The 17725-nt window shown below is 47.7% G+C and carries 19 protein-coding genes; 10 read left to right on the forward strand and 9 right to left on the reverse strand.

All coding sequences use genetic code 11. The annotated features are described in order from the left end of the window. Nucleotides 1–139: 139 nt before the first annotated feature. Nucleotides 140–2452 (reverse strand): ATP-dependent DNA helicase, encoded by a 2313-nt coding sequence (locus NST33_RS29300; protein ID WP_339306047.1) that lies wholly within the window; start codon nt 2450–2452, stop codon nt 140–142. 169 nt (nt 2453–2621) lie between these two features. Between NST33_RS29300 and NST33_RS29305 the strand changes: the two genes are divergently transcribed. The 4 genes from NST33_RS29305 (at nt 2622) to NST33_RS29320 (ending at nt 5881) form a co-directional block, all read left to right on the forward strand. After that, the gene (locus NST33_RS29305; protein ID WP_036612923.1) at nt 2622–2834 is read left to right on the forward strand and encodes a helix-turn-helix transcriptional regulator; all 213 of its coding nucleotides are present in this window, start codon (nt 2622–2624) and stop codon (nt 2832–2834) included. Continuing rightward, the gene (locus NST33_RS29310) at nt 2824–3138 is read left to right on the forward strand and encodes a hypothetical protein (RefSeq protein WP_051449528.1); all 315 of its coding nucleotides are present in this window, start codon (nt 2824–2826) and stop codon (nt 3136–3138) included. Before NST33_RS29305 ends, NST33_RS29310 begins: the two co-directional genes overlap by 11 nt. Nucleotides 3139–3229: 91 nt before the next feature. Next, the gene (locus tag NST33_RS29315) at nt 3230–3727 is read left to right on the forward strand and encodes an antibiotic biosynthesis monooxygenase (RefSeq protein WP_339306049.1); all 498 of its coding nucleotides are present in this window, start codon (nt 3230–3232) and stop codon (nt 3725–3727) included. Nucleotides 3728–3898: 171 nt separating this feature from the next. Continuing rightward, complete coding sequence (locus NST33_RS29320; RefSeq protein WP_339306051.1) at nt 3899–5881, forward strand: LTA synthase family protein; 1983 nt, start codon at nt 3899–3901, stop codon at nt 5879–5881. Between the two features lie 93 nt (nt 5882–5974). Here NST33_RS29320 and NST33_RS29325 read toward each other — a convergent pair whose 3' ends face one another. From NST33_RS29325 to NST33_RS29345, 5 genes are all read right to left on the reverse strand, one after another. Further along, nucleotides 5975–6535, reverse strand: coding sequence for a hypothetical protein (locus tag NST33_RS29325; protein WP_339306053.1), 561 nt, complete (start codon nt 6533–6535; stop codon nt 5975–5977). Between the two features lie 156 nt (nt 6536–6691). Further along, nucleotides 6692–7363, reverse strand: coding sequence for a GNAT family N-acetyltransferase (locus tag NST33_RS29330; RefSeq protein ID WP_339180273.1), 672 nt, complete (start codon nt 7361–7363; stop codon nt 6692–6694). 43 nt (nt 7364–7406) lie between these two features. Next, complete coding sequence (locus tag NST33_RS29335) at nt 7407–8081, reverse strand: GNAT family N-acetyltransferase (RefSeq protein ID WP_339306055.1); 675 nt, start codon at nt 8079–8081, stop codon at nt 7407–7409. Nucleotides 8082–8151: 70 nt separating this feature from the next. After that, the gene (locus tag NST33_RS29340; RefSeq protein ID WP_339306057.1) at nt 8152–9009 is read right to left on the reverse strand and encodes a carbon-nitrogen hydrolase family protein; all 858 of its coding nucleotides are present in this window, start codon (nt 9007–9009) and stop codon (nt 8152–8154) included. A gap of 111 nt (nt 9010–9120) precedes the next feature. Beyond that, nucleotides 9121–10005: a LysR family transcriptional regulator gene (locus NST33_RS29345; protein WP_047840818.1), complete on the reverse strand. Its 885-nt coding sequence runs from the start codon at nt 10003–10005 to the stop codon at nt 9121–9123. Nucleotides 10006–10166: 161 nt separating this feature from the next. On the opposite strand from NST33_RS29345, the gene NST33_RS29350 reads away from it, so the two are divergent. The 5 genes from NST33_RS29350 to NST33_RS29370 all read left to right on the forward strand — a co-directional run bounded on the left by NST33_RS29350 (nt 10167) and on the right by NST33_RS29370 (nt 13576). Then, a complete protein-coding gene (locus NST33_RS29350; protein WP_017691758.1) occupies nt 10167–10538 on the forward strand; it encodes a CidA/LrgA family holin-like protein in 372 nt (123 codons plus the stop codon). After that, nucleotides 10535–11215, forward strand: a complete 681-nt coding sequence (locus tag NST33_RS29355) for an LrgB family protein (RefSeq protein ID WP_076209664.1) — start codon at nt 10535–10537, stop codon at nt 11213–11215. The genes NST33_RS29350 and NST33_RS29355 overlap by 4 nt, the downstream gene beginning before the upstream one ends. 105 nt (nt 11216–11320) lie before the next feature. Continuing rightward, the gene (locus NST33_RS29360; protein ID WP_047840820.1) at nt 11321–11839 is read left to right on the forward strand and encodes an AbrB/MazE/SpoVT family DNA-binding domain-containing protein; all 519 of its coding nucleotides are present in this window, start codon (nt 11321–11323) and stop codon (nt 11837–11839) included. A 126-nt stretch (nt 11840–11965) separates the two neighbouring features. Continuing rightward, nucleotides 11966–12661 carry a Crp/Fnr family transcriptional regulator gene (locus NST33_RS29365; RefSeq protein WP_221819718.1) on the forward strand — a complete coding sequence of 232 codons (696 nt, stop codon included), beginning with the start codon at nt 11966–11968 and terminating at the stop codon, nt 12659–12661. A 111-nt stretch (nt 12662–12772) separates the two neighbouring features. Then, on the forward strand, nt 12773–13576 hold the full coding sequence (locus NST33_RS29370; protein ID WP_313771429.1) for a DNA alkylation repair protein: 804 nt from the start codon (nt 12773–12775) through the stop codon (nt 13574–13576). A gap of 93 nt (nt 13577–13669) precedes the next feature. On the opposite strand, the gene NST33_RS29375 is transcribed toward NST33_RS29370, so the two are convergent. Next, complete coding sequence (locus NST33_RS29375; protein WP_221819728.1) at nt 13670–14050, reverse strand: DoxX family protein; 381 nt, start codon at nt 14048–14050, stop codon at nt 13670–13672. A 422-nt stretch (nt 14051–14472) separates the two neighbouring features. Here NST33_RS29375 and NST33_RS29380 point away from each other — a divergent pair, with 422 nt between their 5' ends. Beyond that, complete coding sequence (locus tag NST33_RS29380) at nt 14473–14772, forward strand: helix-turn-helix domain-containing protein (RefSeq protein WP_026081419.1); 300 nt, start codon at nt 14473–14475, stop codon at nt 14770–14772. 104 nt (nt 14773–14876) lie between these two features. Here the strand turns inward: NST33_RS29380 and NST33_RS29385 are convergent, their stop codons facing one another. Both NST33_RS29385 and NST33_RS29390 read right to left on the reverse strand, forming a co-directional pair. Further along, entirely contained in the window at nt 14877–15881 is a 1005-nt protein-coding gene (locus tag NST33_RS29385) for a Gfo/Idh/MocA family oxidoreductase (protein WP_221819730.1), read from the reverse strand. 68 nt (nt 15882–15949) lie between these two features. Further along, nucleotides 15950–17608: an FAD-dependent oxidoreductase gene (locus NST33_RS29390; protein WP_339306060.1), complete on the reverse strand. Its 1659-nt coding sequence runs from the start codon at nt 17606–17608 to the stop codon at nt 15950–15952. Nucleotides 17609–17725 lie beyond the last annotated feature (117 nt).

Raw genomic sequence — 17725 nt, forward strand, 5'->3', positions numbered from 1 at the left:
TCGTTCGTTGCTAACCAAGTTATAACCCTTTCACCCTACCCTTCAATCATGTAAAGGAAAGAAATCTGAGAAAAATGTTAAAATTCTTGGTTCAGCATTTGCCTGATCCCATTGAAATTATTGTGAAGATACATCATGTTCAAATTCGCTTGTAGTCCCGCCACTCCTCGGGCAGCAGGGAACGATACGGCTCTTGGATAAAACGATCGTCGACCAGCACCAGCACGCCCCTGTCTTCTTCCGTTCGAATCAGCCTTCCTCCTGCCTGCAGCACCTTGTTCATACCGGGGAAAATATAGGCATAATTGAACCCGTTGCGGCCTGTACGGTCATAATAATCACGAAGCACATTGTTCTCAAGACCAATCTGTGGCAACCCCGCACCTACCACAACGACGCCATTCAAGCGGTCTCCCGGCAGATCGACACCTTCCGAGAATACCCCACCCATGACGGCAAATACCAATCGTGTCCGTTCAGGGTTTGGCTGGAATCCATCCAAAAACTGCTCCCGTTCCAGTTCGTTCATGCCTTGTTTTTGTATGACCGTATCCGCTTCACTTGCAAGCTGTGCATAGGTTTCGTATATCTCGCGCATATAAGGATAGGAAGGGAAGAACACCATCAGATTACTGCGCGGCCATTCGGCCACCAGCTGTTGCAGCATCTCCGCAATGGGTCGCCGGGACTGTTCCCTGTCCTTATAACGCACGGATAAGGGCAGGAGTCTCACATCCAATTGTTCGCGCTGAAATGGGGATGGAATCTGCAATGTATAATCCTCTTCCTCTGCACCCAGCATATCCCGATAATAGCGAAGGGGTGACAATGTGGCCGAGAAATGAATGAGGGAGCGGAATCCTTTGGCCGTCTGACGAAGCAGTACCGAAGGGTCGAGACAGAATAACTTCACTCTCACTTCACTTCGAACACACTCTGCATACGTAATAAAACGTTCATCATACAGCTTGGCAATACGCAGGAAATTCTGTGCCGTGAAGTAGGCATCCAACAGCAGCTGATCCGTCTCGGCATTCCCCGAGCCACCTTCAACAAGACATTGCTCCGCGACCATGACAAAAGGCTCCAGCCGTTCAATCAGTTCCTCCGGTGCTTCCTGCTGGATGATCTTCCCTTCTTCTCCACCGTTTTTCCGAAGGGTAATCAGATACTTATCAATGGCCCCGGTGTAATCAACAATGGCTTTGGCAGCAGGCACACTGCTGTCCAGCGACTGGAACTCTCTTTTCACATCCAGGAACACAGCCTTCTCCAGCTCGGCGGAAAACATCATTCGGCCACGATCGACCAGATTATGAGCCTCGTCCACCAGTAACACCGTCTTGCGTTTCTGCTCCTCCAACATTCTTTTCAGAGAGATCCTCGGATCGAAAATATAGTTATAATCGCAGATCACCGCATCGGCTGCATACGCCGCATCCAGGGAAAACTCAAACGGACACACCCGATGTTTGCGCGCATACTGCTCGATGACCGGACGTGTCATCAACGTCTCATGTTCCAGCATGTCCAGCACGGCCCCGTTAATACGGTCATAATATCCTTCACACATCCCGCATTGTCCCGTATCACAAGCTTCCTCTTCCTTAAAACAAATCTTGTCCTTCGCGGTCAGACTGATCACATGCATCTTCAATCCTTCCGATTGCATCCGGGCAAAAGCTTCTTCTGCTGCCACCCGTGTTGTCGTCCTCGCGGTCAGATAGAACAATCGGCTTGCTTCGCCTTCGCCAATCGCTTTGACCGTGGGGAACAGTACGGACATCGTTTTACCAATGCCTGTTGGTGCTTTGGCCATCAATCCCTGACCCTCACGAATGGTCTTGTACACAGCTCCTGCCAGCTTCCGCTGTCCCTCCCGGTATTTGCGAAAAGGAAACGGCAGCTCTCGCACACTGACATCACGCTCTTCTTCATATGCAGCGATCATCTCTGCATATGGCGCATAACCAGCAATCACTTCTGCCGCAAACTGCTCCAGTTCCTGTCGCTCTGCCATTCGCCGAAACCGTCTTTCTTCATGGGTCACCGAATGCACATACGTCAACTGCACTTGCATGCGTGGTTCATCTTGCTGAACGGCGTACATGTAGGCATACATCATGGCCTGCGCCCAGTGCACGGGAAGACCTTCTCCCAGATCATCCAGATTGCCCGCAGTTGATTTGATCTCATCTACCGTTAACTGACCCTCCAACCGGATCAGGCCATCACATCGTCCCTCCACCACATAGGTCAGATCCCCATGTTGAATCTCAGCTTCGAGCACAATCTCTTTCAGATCCTCTTCCGTGTACTCCTTCTGTACCCGCTGATGAATTCGAGTTCCCTCCTGCATCGAGGCATTGGTCCGGAACCCTGGACGTATGCTGCCACTGCGGTACACATACTCCACCAAAGGTCTAACCGATATCCGAATTTTTGTTGTCATACGATCACCCGTTCTGTTTGTAGTGATTATACTTTATCATGAAATATGCTTTTGGACACAGCACCACCTCGAAGAAGTGGAAAATATTATAAAGAGAGATTGACATCACATCGTCGCATAAGTAAAGTTAACTTTACGTAAAGCGAACTTTACTTATGGGAGGATATACTTGCAAAATCTAATCAGAGACAAACGAATACATATGCACATCACACAGGAAGAACTGTCTCAACGGCTTAAGGTCTCCAGGCAGACCATCATATCGTTGGAATCCGGGAAGTACAAACCTTCTCTTGTGCTTGCTCACAAGCTTGCCCAATTATTTGGCTGTCAGATCGAGGAATTATTTATTTTTGAAGGAGATGAGAATATTGAGTTCTGAATTACTGAATCGGATGATCGGGATCGGTGGAATTGTAGCTGGTTTGTTATTTGCAATACTCATTATTTTTTTCACAAGGTTGATTGCAAAAAAGCACAACGGACTGGATGAGCGGTACCTCTATTGTATCACGAGAGCAAAAGCCTTCTCCTGGAATGCGACAACCATCAGTCTTGCTCTGGCATGGATCCTCGTAGTTATGCTAGACGGGATATCGCTTTCCTTTTTCATTATTACTGCAGTGTTTGTCATTCATTGTTTATCTTCTATTGCGGCAAACCTATACTACTCTGCTCGGAATTAGCCCACCTGTCCGATACATGTGAACCGATTGGACTCGCACAAACCCATATGCTATCTTGAGATAGAATGTACTTAATGAGGAGGCAGCTTCTATGTATATCTATTTGGTTCCTTCACCGATTCCGGATGCACTTGCTGCATACCCGCATCTGACTTTGCGAAGCGAAGAGCACGTGCATCTGGCTATTGAATCTGCAGAACGCCTGATGAATATTGAGTCTGATGATAAAATAGCCGCATATGAAGCTTTCGATGCCGCAGGCTCCTGGACTGGCGGTGGTTACGTTGTTCTCAACAATATCCCTGTTACAGAGGATGGTCGTAACGATTTTGAAGAACGGTTTAAGAACCGTGCCCGCAAGGTAGAAGAAGAGCCTGGCTTTGTCGGTATTCGTGTGCTTCGTCCTCTGAAGGATGACACATATGTTGTACTTACACTCTGGCAGTCGGAAGAACATTTCAAAGGCTGGCAGGAATCCCAAGCTTATAGTCACGCTCACCGTAACCGCAGTACAAGCGAAGGGCTGACCGCACAGAAGCCCACCATGTTCCCCAGACCTTCTTACGTTACAACGTACACTATAGAATAACGAAATTGGGTCGCATCTGTCTTTTATCGCAGTAGCCCATGTTTTTTCAAACCTCTTCCTGCATGGAAGAGGTTTTTTGCCGTCAATTGTTGAAGGCTCTCATTTTTGACACAGCCATGCTGAGATAGGATAATACTTGTTAAATGAAACTTCGGAAGGGAAGGCGGTACCTTGTCACGCAGTTCACTCACCCGATTTCTAAGCGGACCGTTTATATTCTTTACCATTATCATGATGATCAAAAGTTCACTGGCCTGGATTGTTATCTTCGATGACATCCCTGTCTGGAAACCACTGCTGACCGAATTGCCGCTCATCTGGATCGGCTTCTGTCTAATTGAGTGGTTTGCTGCCAAGCGGCGGATGTGGATATACCTTGCCATGAATTTGCTGCTCTCAGGGATTTTCTTTGCAGCCATCATGTACTACAAATACTATGGCGTAATCGTTAACTATCACGCGTTGGCACAGGTGAATCAGGTGACCTCGGTCAAGAGCAGCATGTTCTCTTTGCTTGATCCCTATTATTTGTTTATTTTTGCAGACGTTCTGATCATTGGGGGGATACTCATTCGTCGCCGGATCAAGCTCGGGAGTACAGAACGCCCGAACTGCATTCCGCTTGAACGACGTGCCAGAAGACGGGTTGCCTCGGTCATTCTGACCTTGTCCATGATCCTGTGCATGCTCAACATCTATCCCAATCGGGCCAGCATGAGTGAGCTTACACAAGCAGAACAGATGGGCATCCTCGGTTACGAGGCGTATACCATCCTGGATCGACCTGATGAACTTATACCCATTGCTCACATCGATCAGACTGACATCGACCAACTGAAACAAACGACCGAACTTCCTTCGATTGTGGAGCAGGGTGCCGCGAGTGGACGCAATGTGATTATGCTCCAGTTGGAATCGTTCCAGAACTTTCTGATTGGATTAGAGGTAGATGGACAGGAGATCACGCCTAATCTGAATCAATTGGCTAGACAGAGCCTGTATTTTCCGAACTTCTATCAGCAAGTGGGACAGGGAAATACATCGGATGCAGAATTTGTTGTGAACACATCGTTCTACACCCCGCCAAACGGGGCAGCAACAACCGTATATGCGGATAAAGCTCTGCCAAGTCTACCCAAGTTGATGTCGGCAAACGGGTATCAGACAGCTACATTCCATACAAATGATGTTCGTTTTTGGAATCGGGATCAGTTATACAAGGCACTTGGATTCGACCAGTATTATGATATTGATTATTTCGGCACACAGGACTCTATCGCTTTTTCGGCCTCGGATGAAGTACTGTATTCCAAAACACTGGATAAGCTGGAATCCATGCAGTCTTCGGGTGATCCCTTCTATGCCCATATCATCTCCATGTCAGCCCACCACCCGTACACTTTGCCTAAAAACAAGGTGAAGCTGACGTTGCCAGATCGTTACAAGGATACGTTGCCCGGTGATTATCTGATATCACAGCATTATGCGGATCAGGCAGTTGGACAGTTGATTGCTGGATTGAAGGAACGGGGATTATGGGAAAATAGCGTGTTCGTCTTGTACGGGGATCACCTGGGACTTCCCATCTACTCACTGGATCGGGATGACAAAGTCCTTATGAAAGAGTTGTACGGTCGGGAATACACATCAGCAGATATGATTAATATTCCACTCATTATCTCGGCTCCGGGCATTACCCCAGGTGTACAACTGGAACAGATCGGAGGCCAGGTGGACATTCTGCCAACGATTGCCGGGCTCACCGGGGTATCGCTGAAGGACCAATTACACTTCGGACAGGATTTGTTACACGAAGGTGGAAATCTCTTACCCGAACGCTATTACCTTCCCTCCGGGTCGGTGCTAAACGACGCATCTCTCTTCATTCCGGCGAAAGGATACGGGGATGGGACGCATTATTCCCTAGCTGATGCGGACAGACAAGATGCCGAGCAACAGCAGATGAATGTTCCTTCAGAAGAGATGCCGAAGAATTCAGGAGAAGAGGAATCTCCAACTATCGCCACACCCAATAACAGTGGGCAGTCTTCTTCACGGTTTATAACAAAGGAACAATATGATCGGGCATTGGATCTTGCACACTTGTCCAACAGTTATTTGAGCCAGTTACCGGATCGAAAGGCTACACAATAATTGAATCTTTTCACTCGAACTTATCCATGCGGCGACCTTCCTCTTAACATAGAGAGGACGGTCGCTATTTATTTTCAGAACCAGACAAGTGACCTATCCATTCGTGAGCAGACCATCAAAGAGCCAGTTTCCTTCCTCAGAACGAATGAAATAGAAATCCAATGCACCGTTTCCATCAGACCATACTGTAGCCATATGTAAAATGACACGATCTGAATCAAGAGGATTAAATCCACGGTACTCCAAACTATTCAGACTAACGCTATGCAGAAAAGGGACTTCATAATCCCCCTGTTCCAGTTTCGAAATAATGATATTGTTCTGCTGCGATATTTCTATGTTCGGTGAAGACACCGATTCAAGATATGTATAGTTATTGGATTGCATCGCCGCCATCAGTTTAAACGTTATGTTCAGCGTTTCTCTTAAACTTTCTACTTCTTCCTGCTCTTTGATGTCTTTTTCATCTTTTTCCTTCTGGTTGTTCCGTAACTGCTCTTTCAGCTGTACATTTTCCTTCTGCATTTGTTCGGTATTTATGGCATCCTTGCGTTCCCTTTCCTGTACATCTGGTAGTGAAGTATCGTCACTTGAACTGCAGGCTGTTAAAAATAAAGCGAGCATCCATATCAACAAGATTCTGCTTTTTCTCATCTAATCCCCTCCTTAATAATAATGATTAGAAACATATATCTACCATGTTTATGGTAACATATCCCATACGGAAGAAAAGAGTATCTTGTTCGTTCTGAAAAATAAAACAAAAAAAGACCCGAACCCTGTTAGTCCGGGCTCGGGTCTTTCATATGTTTACAACGGCAGTAGCGCAACCGACTTGCGAGCAGTCAATTGCTCTACCATGGCAAGCCATTCTTGTGGTTTGTTAGGAAGCACAGCATAATATCGATTTAGGAAATCAGCCACTAGGCTTGCTGGCAGTTCACCAAGCGACTCATCGCCTGGCATAAAGCACAGATCCAATCCGCCAACTGCTTCACCGTCACCTTGCCAGGATGGATGAACATACGGGAAGTCCAGACGCTGATATCCCAGATGGGACAGCACTTCGCGACGCACGTACGGGTCCATTGGCTTGATGCCGCCGAACTCGTGATCCTGACTCAGATAAGGATTATAGATTTCGGCAAACATGCCGAACAATTCTTTCCCGTTTGCCGCAGCCAGCTTTTGCAGATCACGCTTGCGGTGATTCGCCAGGAAACTGCCAATTCCCAGACCTTCGCGCCCAATAATCGTGAAGTCCGTCATGGCTACGTTCCAATCCTCGTAATAACGGTACTCTGTCGCTCCAACGACCTGTCCCTCATGCACAGCCACGAACACCCGAATACCCGGATCTTCCAACGGTTCTTCCCACAAGGGGAAGTCCAACACTTCTTCCCTCGGGAAAATCTCCTGCATCAACTTGTGCATTTGGGCAAACAATGGATCTTTAATAGATATAATACGCGTGAATTCCATGAATAAATACCCCCTCGATTGATGATGTATTTCATTTGAATTTTTATTTGAACGGATTCCGCCACTCCATCAGGGCAGCATAATTGCAGGATTCCTCATCGTCCAGATAGTCTGCGGTCACACCAACAGGCATGCGGCCACAGCGAAGCAGGAACGAGATCACCGGGTCACGTCTCTCTCCCGCTGCTACCTGATCCAGATATTCCTGCGCAGACACTTGGTCTGCAACCAGATGATAACCGGGCATTCTACCCGCACCTAATAACCTATCCATCCCCTGAGCGATGACAAGGTGGTACAGCGCCTGCATCATAAGCTGAGCCAGTCCCCATTTGCGGTACTTAGGACGAACACAGAGATCGACAATATACAGCGTGCTGCCATCCGGCTGGTGGTTACGAATATAGCCGTCATCCGTTACTTCGGCCCAAGTATGACTTGCTAGATGTGCAGGGTCCCACTGCATCCGTAGCGAGGTCATTGAGCCAGCCAACTCTCCATCGACTTCAATACAGATGGCACCCTCTGGGTAATGCTGCACATGACTGGTGAGCTGCTCGTGACTCCAGAGCAACTCTCCCGGATAAGGAGGAGGGAAACTCTCCGTCTGAATGCGAATGAGCTCCTCAAAGTCGGATGCAACGTAATTACGAACGACTGCTTTTACCCTTTTACCATTTCGCTCCGGGTCGGTGATCAGCATTTCTTTGGTATACATGTTGCCGGGTCACCCCTTTCCACTGACAAATGAATTTCCTGCTCTGTTTTGCTACTTTATGGGGTTAGCTCTACTCCCAATCGGTATACAGATCAGTACGGCGGTCACGCCAGGTCGTTACCGATCCTCGTTCACGCACCTCATACAACAAGTCCAGATCCAGATCGGCGGTCACGATCATATCGTTGTTAATCTCACCCTCGGCCAGAATGCCACGTGGCGGGAACGGGATATCATTCGGCGTAATAATGGCAGCCTGTCCATAGTTGGCACGCATGAAATCTACTGTTGGCAGGTTACCCACTGTTCCGGTTAACACAACATACACCTGATTCTCCACCGCGCGGGCATGACTCGTATAACGTACACGGTAGAATCCGTGACGATCGTCCGTACAGGAAGGACAGAAAATCACATCAGCGCCTTTGGCTTTGGCCATCCGTACAATTTCCGGGAATTCAATATCGTAACAGGTCAGCATCGCAATACGGCCTTTATCGGTGTCGAACACCTCAAGTCCGTCTCCGGGAGCCATATTCCATTCCTCTACTTCGGTTGGCGTAATGTGAATCTTGTCCTGGCGCGCGATGCGACCATCCGGGTAGAACATGTGGGCTGTATTATACAGCTTCCCTTCACGGCGAATAACGTGGGTTCCCCCGATGACGTGCATGCCGTACTTGGCAGCAAGTGACGTGAACAGTTGTTCATATTGTTCCGTAAAGTTCGGCAGATCCTCAATTGTCAGCGCATTGCCTTGTTTGTTCCCAATGGACATTAACTGTGTTGTGAAAAATTCCGGGAACAGCACAAATTCAGTTCCGTATTCGCTCGCTGTCCGTATGTAATGCTCAGCCTGAGCGGCGAACTGCTCAAACGAACTGATTGTGTGCAATTGGTATTGTACAGCGGATACCCGCAGTTTCATGTTCGTACACCTCCACCATGATTATGCTTCCATTGTAACAACGATCCGGGGTCAACAAAAGAGTATTTACACTGGCTACTACAATGACAAAACAACCCTCCGATCTCTTCCCTACTCACCCAGCATCGACTGCGTGAATCCGATCCACTCTCTCGTGGCAAATGAAAGATAACGATCCTTCCGCCAAATCATACCGAGCTGCCATGGAATCACCGGTTCCACCACCGGTATAATGCGCACGCGCATATGGTCCACCTCACGACAGATCGTCTCCGGTAGTAATGCCACCCCCAGATTAGCGGCAACCATCGCGCTGAGCAGATCCCACTGAGAGCTCTCATATACCACCCGGGGCTGGAACCCAGCATGCTGACAGGCCACAATAATCCGGTCATGCAGCGCAAAATCCTCCCGAAACAGCACAAAGGCGTCGTTTTCCAGTTCATGCAGCGCAACTGACTCTTTCCCCGCAAGTGGATGTGAAGGGTGTACAAGCAGGTTCAGCTTCTCTTTGACAAACACAAAATGATCCAACAGCTCATCCACGGTTGGCAATACGGCAACGCCAATATCCAGTGCACCACTGATCACATCGGCCTCCACTTTTTTGGCACCATCCTCAAACAGCTGAATGGTCACCTGCGGGTAGGCTTTGTGAAATTCACCAATGATCATGGGGAAAAAGCTTGATCCTACCATCGGTGGCAAGCCGATCCGCAGATGTCCTTTCTTCAAGTTCATTAGATCGTCCAATTCGGACGACAGACTGCGGAATGATTTTTCAATCTCCAGTGCCTGCCGAAAAAACACATGACCTGCATCGGTTAGTTCCACTTTCTTACCATAACGGTCCAACAACGTGATACCCAACTCCTCTTCAAGACTCTTGACCGTCTTGCTGATCGTGGGCTGAGTGATATACAGGACTTCGGCGGCTTTAGTGAAGCTCTGCTGCCGGGCAACTTCCAGAAAATATTGCAAATGGCGGATATCCATCGGTTGATTCCCACCTCTCATAGATAAATGGAATAGTAAACATTCTTAATATGCATTTTACTCATGAAAGAATGCCATGTAAAATTTATGATATCAAATGAATCATTTTCATTTTCATATTAACTCAAAGGATTACGTTGATTATACAAGGAGGGATTGAAGTGAAAAAATGGGGCCTTGGTATTGCACAAGTTGCGCTCTTAATGGTTTTTTCACTGCTCATGGACCTGCTGGCCCGTACTCTCCATCTTCCTGTACCAGGTTCAATACTCGGTATGGTCGTGTTATTCATTCTGCTTCAGACTCGTGTCGTGAAGCTGCGCTGGATTGAAGTTGGAGCTGCCTGGCTGCTCGGTGAACTATTGTTATTTTTTATCCCGTCAGCCGTTGGCATTATGAACTATATGCCCATGCTGGAGCATGACGGTCTGCAGATTTTATTCATCGTACTGCTTAGTACATTTCTGGTCATGTCCTGCACAGGCCTGGTGGCTACACGAATCGCGAAACGAAAGGAGCGTCACACCGGATGATTGGATTTCTCTGCCTGCTGTTAACCGTCGGTATCTATGCGGTCGCCAAACGAATGTATCGTAGTCTGCCAAAAGTATATCTGTCTCCACTGCTCATTACGCCGCTGCTTGTCGTTGGCATATTGCTCGCAACGGGAACGGATTATACCACGTATAGCAGTGGCGGCAAATGGCTGAGTCTGCTTCTCCAACCGGCCACCGTGGCGTTTGCCGTACCGCTTTATACCTTTTTCCATGTACTCAAAAAACATATTTCCGAGATTGTCTTCAGTGTCATGACCGGCTCGGTGGTTGCTGTACTTTCTTCTGCCCTGCTCGCCAAATGGTTGCGCCTGGATTCCGGTCTCATTCATAGTCTGATCCCAAGATCGATCACCACCCCGATTGCCATGAACGTTTCGGCTACCATCGGTGGCATTCCCGCAGTGACAGCTGTTTTTGTTATTATGACTGGTCTGCTCGGAGTGATTATGGGCCCTTCGATCGTTAAGATGCTGCGCATCGATGGGGAGATTGCACGAGGCACACTGTTTGGAACCGGTGCCCATGGCACAGGGACATCCAAGGCGTTTGAACTGAGTTCCCTGACGGGTACCATCTCCAGCATCTCCATGGTGCTCGCTGCCTTGTTCACTTTAGCCGTTGCACCCGTGCTTTCTAAACTTATTTTCCCATAATGGATGGAATTATCCACTTTTTTGAAATATTATTGTTGTATTAAAGCCCTTTCTTCCTTACAATAAGGACAGGTTTTTAATTGTGAATATTGCGGGGGAGATGCGATGAAAAGAACCGGAATGAAGAGATCTCTGGACCGTCTTGGACGAATTGTCCTTCCCAAAGAAATGCGGGATACGATGGAAATCCATATCGGCGATCCGCTTGAGTTTTTCATTGAAGGGAAAGAGTTAATTTTAAGAAAGTACAAATCAACATTATGTATTTTTTGCGGTGATGTAGATACGGAAATGTATTTCAAAGAACAATTCATCTGCCGGACTTGTGCAATTCAATTAAAACACCCGGATGACTCTCCCGACTGGTTCGTACCTCAGAACAAACAGGCTCCTGCACCCGTGGAGCGTCCTGCTTCCAAATCCGCCCCAGTCTCATCTCCCGCTAGGGAAGAAGGGACCACAGCTGACAACCAAGAATACCCGGACCTGCGGCCGAAGACGGCACGTATGCTGCAACAGATGAAAGAGATTGTTGAACAGAATCCCGGTTTGGCTCAACAGCAAATTGCGGAAAAGCTTGGCATCAGCCAAGGACGCGTCTCTCAATTAAAAAAGTTACTATAATTAAAATGGCATTTGATCATTTATAGTCAGAAGACCTTCCGATCAGGAAGTCCCGCTGCAAGAGAACCCGTTGTTTTTCGTGGGTTCTTCTTTTTTTATATTCATATTGTCATGGAAAGGAGTTCTATGGATAAAATTCTGTATTTATCACAATTCGACCTCATGTCCTCCTTGTCCGAGGCAGACCTGATTGAAATGGATGGGATGACTTCTATTACGACCATACCCAAAAACAGACAGATCCAGACACCGGATACGTTTACAGAAGGTTTCTATTTTGTAAAAAGGGGAAAGGTTCGTTTATATACTTTAAATCCGGAGGGCAAGCAGTTCACTCTCGATATTTTGACGGAAGGTAACGTGTTTGGAGAAATGAACGGAATCTCACTCGGAACACGTGCTGTTTATATCGAAACGATGGAGGAGTGTGACATTTGCCTGATGAACAAACAACGTTTTGAACAGTTTCTGATTGAACATCCACAGTTTATGATGAGACTGATGAACGTACTAAGCGAGCGGATCAAACGAATGAGCGAGTTGACACAGACGCTCGCACTCGGAAACCTGCATGAAAAGGTGATACATAATCTCTTCCGGCTGGCTGAACAGATGGGATGGATCGAAGAAGATGAGTACTGCCGGATTCAACTTGGGCTTACCCATCAGGAGATTGCCTGGATGGCAGGAGCCACACGGGAATCGGTTACGATTGTCATGCAAGAGTTAGCAAGAGCAGGCCGTATTCGTACCGGATTCAAATCAGTCTCCCTTCATCGTGACGAAATCACTACCCTCCGGAAAATCACTGCCCACTTGTAAGATGTCTTACATCCCTGTTCTCCAGCAAGTTGTACTATATAACTCATGATGTTATACAACCAAGGAGGAATACTGTTGGATGCTAAGCCAGATCTATTTATCCCTGAAGACATTCTTCTTCGCAAAGGTGCCCGTAAAGCAACGGAAATCCCAGAGCATATCCGCAATGGGCTGCAAGCAGGACATATTGAATCGGTTAATTTGACCGAATGGCTGGCTGTAGATCATGTTTCTCTTTTTCAGAAGGTTACCCATGAATGGGGAATGGATGCCAAAACCAGAGCAATTACAGAGCAGTTAACACAGATGGATGAGCAGCGGATCATGAAAATCATCCCGACCATAGCCTTGCAATGGCTTGATCTGTTGAAACGTCCATCAGTCAATGAACAAACGAATCTCTTTCGTTCCATTGCAGAGCATCGTTCAGACAGTGTTCGCTGCTGGGCGGCTTATATCATTGGGCTGGATTCCGGTCTGAACCTGACTGAAAAGTTGGAGCATATTCGGCCCTTTGCAGCAGATCATCACTTTGGTGTGAGAGAAATTGCCTGGATGGCTGTACGGGAGTCCATCTCTGCCGAATTAGCCTCAGCCTTGCAACAATTAATCCCATGGAGCGTTGACCCTGATCCACTGATCCGTCGCTTTGCCATAGAATCAATCAGACCTCGCGGCGTCTGGGCCAAGCATATTCAGGAGTTAAAAGAAAATCCGGCCATGGCCCTTCCCTTGCTTGACGCGGTGAAATCCGATGCCCATAAGTATGTGCAGGATTCGGTAAGTAACTGGCTGAACGATGCCAGCAAGACCAATCCAGAGTGGGTGCGGCAGGTCTGTGCCACTTGGACTCAGCAGTCGGATACCCAACATACGCGGCGAATCGTTACACGTGCCACGCGAAGTATTACATAAAAAAGATGACCACCGCTCACTGGCAGTGGTCATCTTCTGTATAGCCATCCGCGTTGGTGAACAGCCCAATAACGTTCCCTCTTAACCTTTCACTTACGCCTGAATCGCGTCCATCTGTCCTTCTTCTTCCGCTTCCAATCTGCGCATGCCTAACACCAGGACAATGATGTTAGCTACCAACAACACAGCCGGGAACGGAACAGCAGCGTATTGTGCATAGATCAGATGACTTCCCACGGCCCCAATCAGAATGAATGTCAGTATGCCAGAAGCCAGGATGCGAGTCCGTGGAATCAGCAGTCCTACAGCACTAAGCAACTCCACGGCACCCAGCAGATACATGGTCCATGTCGGATAAGAGAAACTCTCGAAGGTCTGAATCATCATGTCTGCTCCACTAATCTTGTTAAACCCCGTCATGACGAAGACACCTGCTAACACAACCAAAAAAACGTAACCCAAAATCTTGTTCATATGTAGATCCTCCTAAAGCGAATTGAATGTTCCCACTATGTAATGATTATTTTTGCGATAAATAGTAAAAAAAGAATCTATGTAAAAGCTCCCAAAGGTCACTCTGTTTTCAACCGTTCAGCCCAGTTCAATTTTCAGAATAGTACGCGTTCATATTATACGTATTATTTATCAGCAACTTACTTTTATGAAGTTAGTATATAATAATAATATAATTTCTTCAAGTAATTTTTCACTGTATGATGTATAATACATACAAAAGGTATGTTACAGTATATTTTGTAGTAACCCTCATTTACTTGGATGTCCTATATTCTTAAAGCGGCAGAAATCATGTCCTTTCATATACAACTTGAAAAAAATACTTATGAATCGAGGTGAACACGTTGAAGCTGAAAAAAGTAAAAGCACCAAGTCCCTGTATGATCACTCAAGCCATAGACATCATAGGCAAGAAGTGGGTACTGTTAATCATGTACCAACTGTTGTCCGGACCCAAGCGGTTTACGGAGCTTGAAGCAGAGATGGCGATCAGTGGACGACTTTTATCGGAGCGACTGAAGGAAATGGAGACGGAAGGTATCGTAACCCGGCACATGTTTCCCGAGATACCTCCCCGTGTAGAGTATGAATTGACACCGAAAGGCAGAGCCATTGAACCTGTCATTGATCAGATCTACAGTTGGTCATCCGACTGGTTGAAACAGCAGAAATCCGAGTAGTTGAATTGCTACTTAATAATCTCTACTCAACATAAATACGCCTGAATCAGGCTGATCTGCGGATCATTCCCTGATTCAGGCGTATTTATATTACCTTCAACCTTTTAATGAGAGAGATGTTTTGAAGGCTGAAGCTGTACCGGCAGACCGGAATCTGCCGATGCCAGCGCCGCCGTCGTAATCTCCTGTGTACGGCAGGCATCCGCATAATCGGACAGAATTCGTGAACGGTCTCCCGTACGCAGGGCGTGAATGAACGCTTCATTCTCACGCTCGTATGGGTTATGTCCTGCCGGAATCTCCAGACCTGCCATCGCATGTTTTGCCGCACTTGGCAGAAGCAAACGTTCCGGCGTCCAATCCCACACACCTGCATCCGTGTAGAACTGGAGCCCAGCACCGCCCTCTCCATCTGGCAACAGACATGTATTGGCGATACTTGCAATTGCTCCACTTTCCAGCTTGAGCGTCACATTTGCCACATCGGCAACGGTGACATGCTCATGCTTCTCATGCATGCTTCGCTGAGCTGCTACAGCATATACCTCCGTAACTTCTCCTGCACAATACCGAAGCAAATCTACAATATGTGTAGTCTGCTCTACGAATTGTCCTCCTGAACCTTCCTGACGCCGCCACCAGGAAACTCCGGGCATTCCGCCCATCCAGCGGCCAAGTGCCATGCCAACCGTCTGTTCTTTCATCGCTTGCTGCAGGACCTGCGCAGCCTCCTGATAACGGAAATGGTAACCTACAGAGGTTAACAAACCGCTCTTCTGTACCTGATCCAATACCTGACGCGGAACATCCATTCCAGTGCTCAAAGGTTTCTCCACCAGGAATGGAATACCGCGGCGGATTAATTCGGACTCAATCAATCCGTGAGACATCGGAGGCACACAGATATACACCGCATCCAGCTTCTCACCATCCAGCATATGTTCAAGTTCCCCGTAACCAACAGCATCATATACGGAGGCCATAGCCTCTGCCTTTTCGAGCGATGTTCCACAGACACTCGCAACACGAACACCTTCCATCCGTGCGAGAATATCCGCGTGTACCTTACTGAACCAGCCTGTTCCAATGATTCCGATCTGTAATGTCATGGATGTAATCCCCTCTCTATGTTACACGCTTACATGTTCCATTCGACTCTCGGCCTTGAAATCCTGCCTCAGATTTTGCCGGATGCTTCCAGCAACAGCTGATCCAGATCCTGTGTATGTTTAATCGCTTGCTCTTCAGACCAGTCCAGACGACCAGCCATATACGAGATAACTGCTGCTTTATAGCGACGAACTTCATCAATACGGAAGAATAAATCACCTGTTCTTCGTACCAAAAAGTCAGATGGGGTTACAGCCATCTCTTCATCAATCGCGTAATGTAGCATAAGCAATAGCTCCTGTGGCATGCCATGAAGTTCTGACTTGGTTCGTGGATCGGGCATTCGCTCATATAATGCTTCCACGTTGGAACCATACGTACGGACCAGCCGCTCCGCAGCAGGTCGAGCAAGCCCCAGGGCAACACCATCCTTGATCTTGCGCTCCGCATACGATACAAATCCAGCCGATCCCCCTACATCACCGCCGGAGATGGGCATCTTCTTCGTTACACAAGGGCCTATGGAATGCCCACTCTCCTGCTCCATCTGGCGTGCGACCAGATCAACAACCATCTCGGCCATTTTACGGTATCCGGTTAATTTGCCCCCGGCAATCGTAATCAGGTTGGAATCGGATACCCAGACTTCGTCCTTACGTGAAATTTCGGAAGGATTCTTGCCTTCCTCATGAATTAGTGGTCGTACACCCGCCCATCCAGATTCCACGTCCTCGGTACCAATGTGTACATCTGGAAACATGCCATTAACTGCATCAATCACATAATCGCGGTCCGAGTCGGAGATTAGCGGGTGTGCAGGATCGTCCTGATACACGGTGTCGGTTGTGCCTACATAGGTTTTGCCATCACGTGGGACAGCAAACACCATTCGACCATCTGGTGTATCAAAATAGACGGCCTGTCTTAATGGGAATCGTTCACCATCAAAGACCAAATGAATGCCTTTGGTCATCTGTAGTGTTTTCCCTTGGCGTGAACCATCCAATTCCCGCAGACCGTCCACCCATGGACCGGAGGCGTTGATCACCTTGCTTGCTTTTAGCGTATAGATCTGCCCATCGATCTGATCCGTGGCTTCAATACCTGTAATCTTGCCATTCTCCTTCAGGAAACCCTTCGCCTTGACGTAGTTCACTGCCTGTGCCCCATGTTTGACAGCTTCTTTCATAACTTCTATGGTGAGCCTGGCATCATCAGTCCGGTACTCCACATAGAGTCCACCACCCAACAACCCCTGTTTGCGTAATAAAGGTTCACTATCTGACACCGCTCCAGCATTCAACATTTGGCGCCGTTCACTGCGCTTCACCCCGGCGAGCCGATCATACACCATCAGTCCAATGGATGTGCTGAAGCGGCCGAACGTGCCAGCCGTATAGATCGGTAACAACATCGGTTCCGGTGTTGTCACATGCGGCCCATTTTCATAAACTACAGCCCGCTCCCGTCCTACCTCAGCAACCATCTTTACTTCATATTGCTTCAAATAACGTAATCCGCCATGGACAAGTTTGGTCGAACGACTGGATGTACCTGCTGCAAAATCCTGCATTTCTACAAGTGCTGTCTTCAATCCACGGGAAGCCGCGTCCAATGCAATCCCTGCGCCTGTAATCCCGCCGCCAATAATTAATACGTCAAAATGTGCATTCGCCATATTTTGCAAATATTCGGTCCGGTGTGCTGACGAGAACGTTTCTGTCATTCTTGAACCTCCCACTGATTTCCTTAATCTTTCTGTAAAAAAACAAAAAAAGGACCACGTCATTCGCTCAGCAATTGCTGAGCGGCACGTGGTCCCTCCCGATCTCCAGACATCATT

Origin of the sequence: Paenibacillus sp. FSL L8-0435, from assembly GCF_037965655.1 — a bacterium.
In the GTDB taxonomy this organism is placed as follows: Bacteria; Bacillota; Bacilli; order Paenibacillales; family Paenibacillaceae; genus Paenibacillus.

What these genes read in the sequence shown, in the direction of transcription:
- NST33_RS29300 (WP_339306047.1), bottom strand. Translation starts at nt 2,452, where the DNA reads ATGACAACAAAAATTCGGATATCGGTTAGACCTTTGGTGGAGTATGTG.
- NST33_RS29315 (WP_339306049.1), top strand. Translation starts at nt 3,230, where the DNA reads ATGTATATCTATTTGGTTCCTTCACCGATTCCGGATGCACTTGCTGCA.
- NST33_RS29325 (WP_339306053.1), bottom strand. Translation starts at nt 6,535, where the DNA reads ATGAGAAAAAGCAGAATCTTGTTGATATGGATGCTCGCTTTATTTTTA.
- NST33_RS29330 (WP_339180273.1), bottom strand. Translation starts at nt 7,363, where the DNA reads ATGGAATTCACGCGTATTATATCTATTAAAGATCCATTGTTTGCCCAA.
- NST33_RS29335 (WP_339306055.1), bottom strand. Translation starts at nt 8,081, where the DNA reads ATGTATACCAAAGAAATGCTGATCACCGACCCGGAGCGAAATGGTAAA.
- NST33_RS29340 (WP_339306057.1), bottom strand. Translation starts at nt 9,009, where the DNA reads ATGAAACTGCGGGTATCCGCTGTACAATACCAATTGCACACAATCAGT.
- NST33_RS29345 (WP_047840818.1), bottom strand. Translation starts at nt 10,005, where the DNA reads ATGGATATCCGCCATTTGCAATATTTTCTGGAAGTTGCCCGGCAGCAG.
- NST33_RS29355 (WP_076209664.1), top strand. Translation starts at nt 10,535, where the DNA reads ATGATTGGATTTCTCTGCCTGCTGTTAACCGTCGGTATCTATGCGGTC.
- NST33_RS29360 (WP_047840820.1), top strand. Translation starts at nt 11,321, where the DNA reads ATGAAAAGAACCGGAATGAAGAGATCTCTGGACCGTCTTGGACGAATT.
- NST33_RS29365 (WP_221819718.1), top strand. Translation starts at nt 11,966, where the DNA reads ATGGATAAAATTCTGTATTTATCACAATTCGACCTCATGTCCTCCTTG.
- NST33_RS29375 (WP_221819728.1), bottom strand. Translation starts at nt 14,050, where the DNA reads ATGAACAAGATTTTGGGTTACGTTTTTTTGGTTGTGTTAGCAGGTGTC.
- NST33_RS29380 (WP_026081419.1), top strand. Translation starts at nt 14,473, where the DNA reads ATGATCACTCAAGCCATAGACATCATAGGCAAGAAGTGGGTACTGTTA.
- NST33_RS29385 (WP_221819730.1), bottom strand. Translation starts at nt 15,881, where the DNA reads ATGACATTACAGATCGGAATCATTGGAACAGGCTGGTTCAGTAAGGTA.
- NST33_RS29390 (WP_339306060.1), bottom strand. Translation starts at nt 17,608, where the DNA reads ATGACAGAAACGTTCTCGTCAGCACACCGGACCGAATATTTGCAAAAT.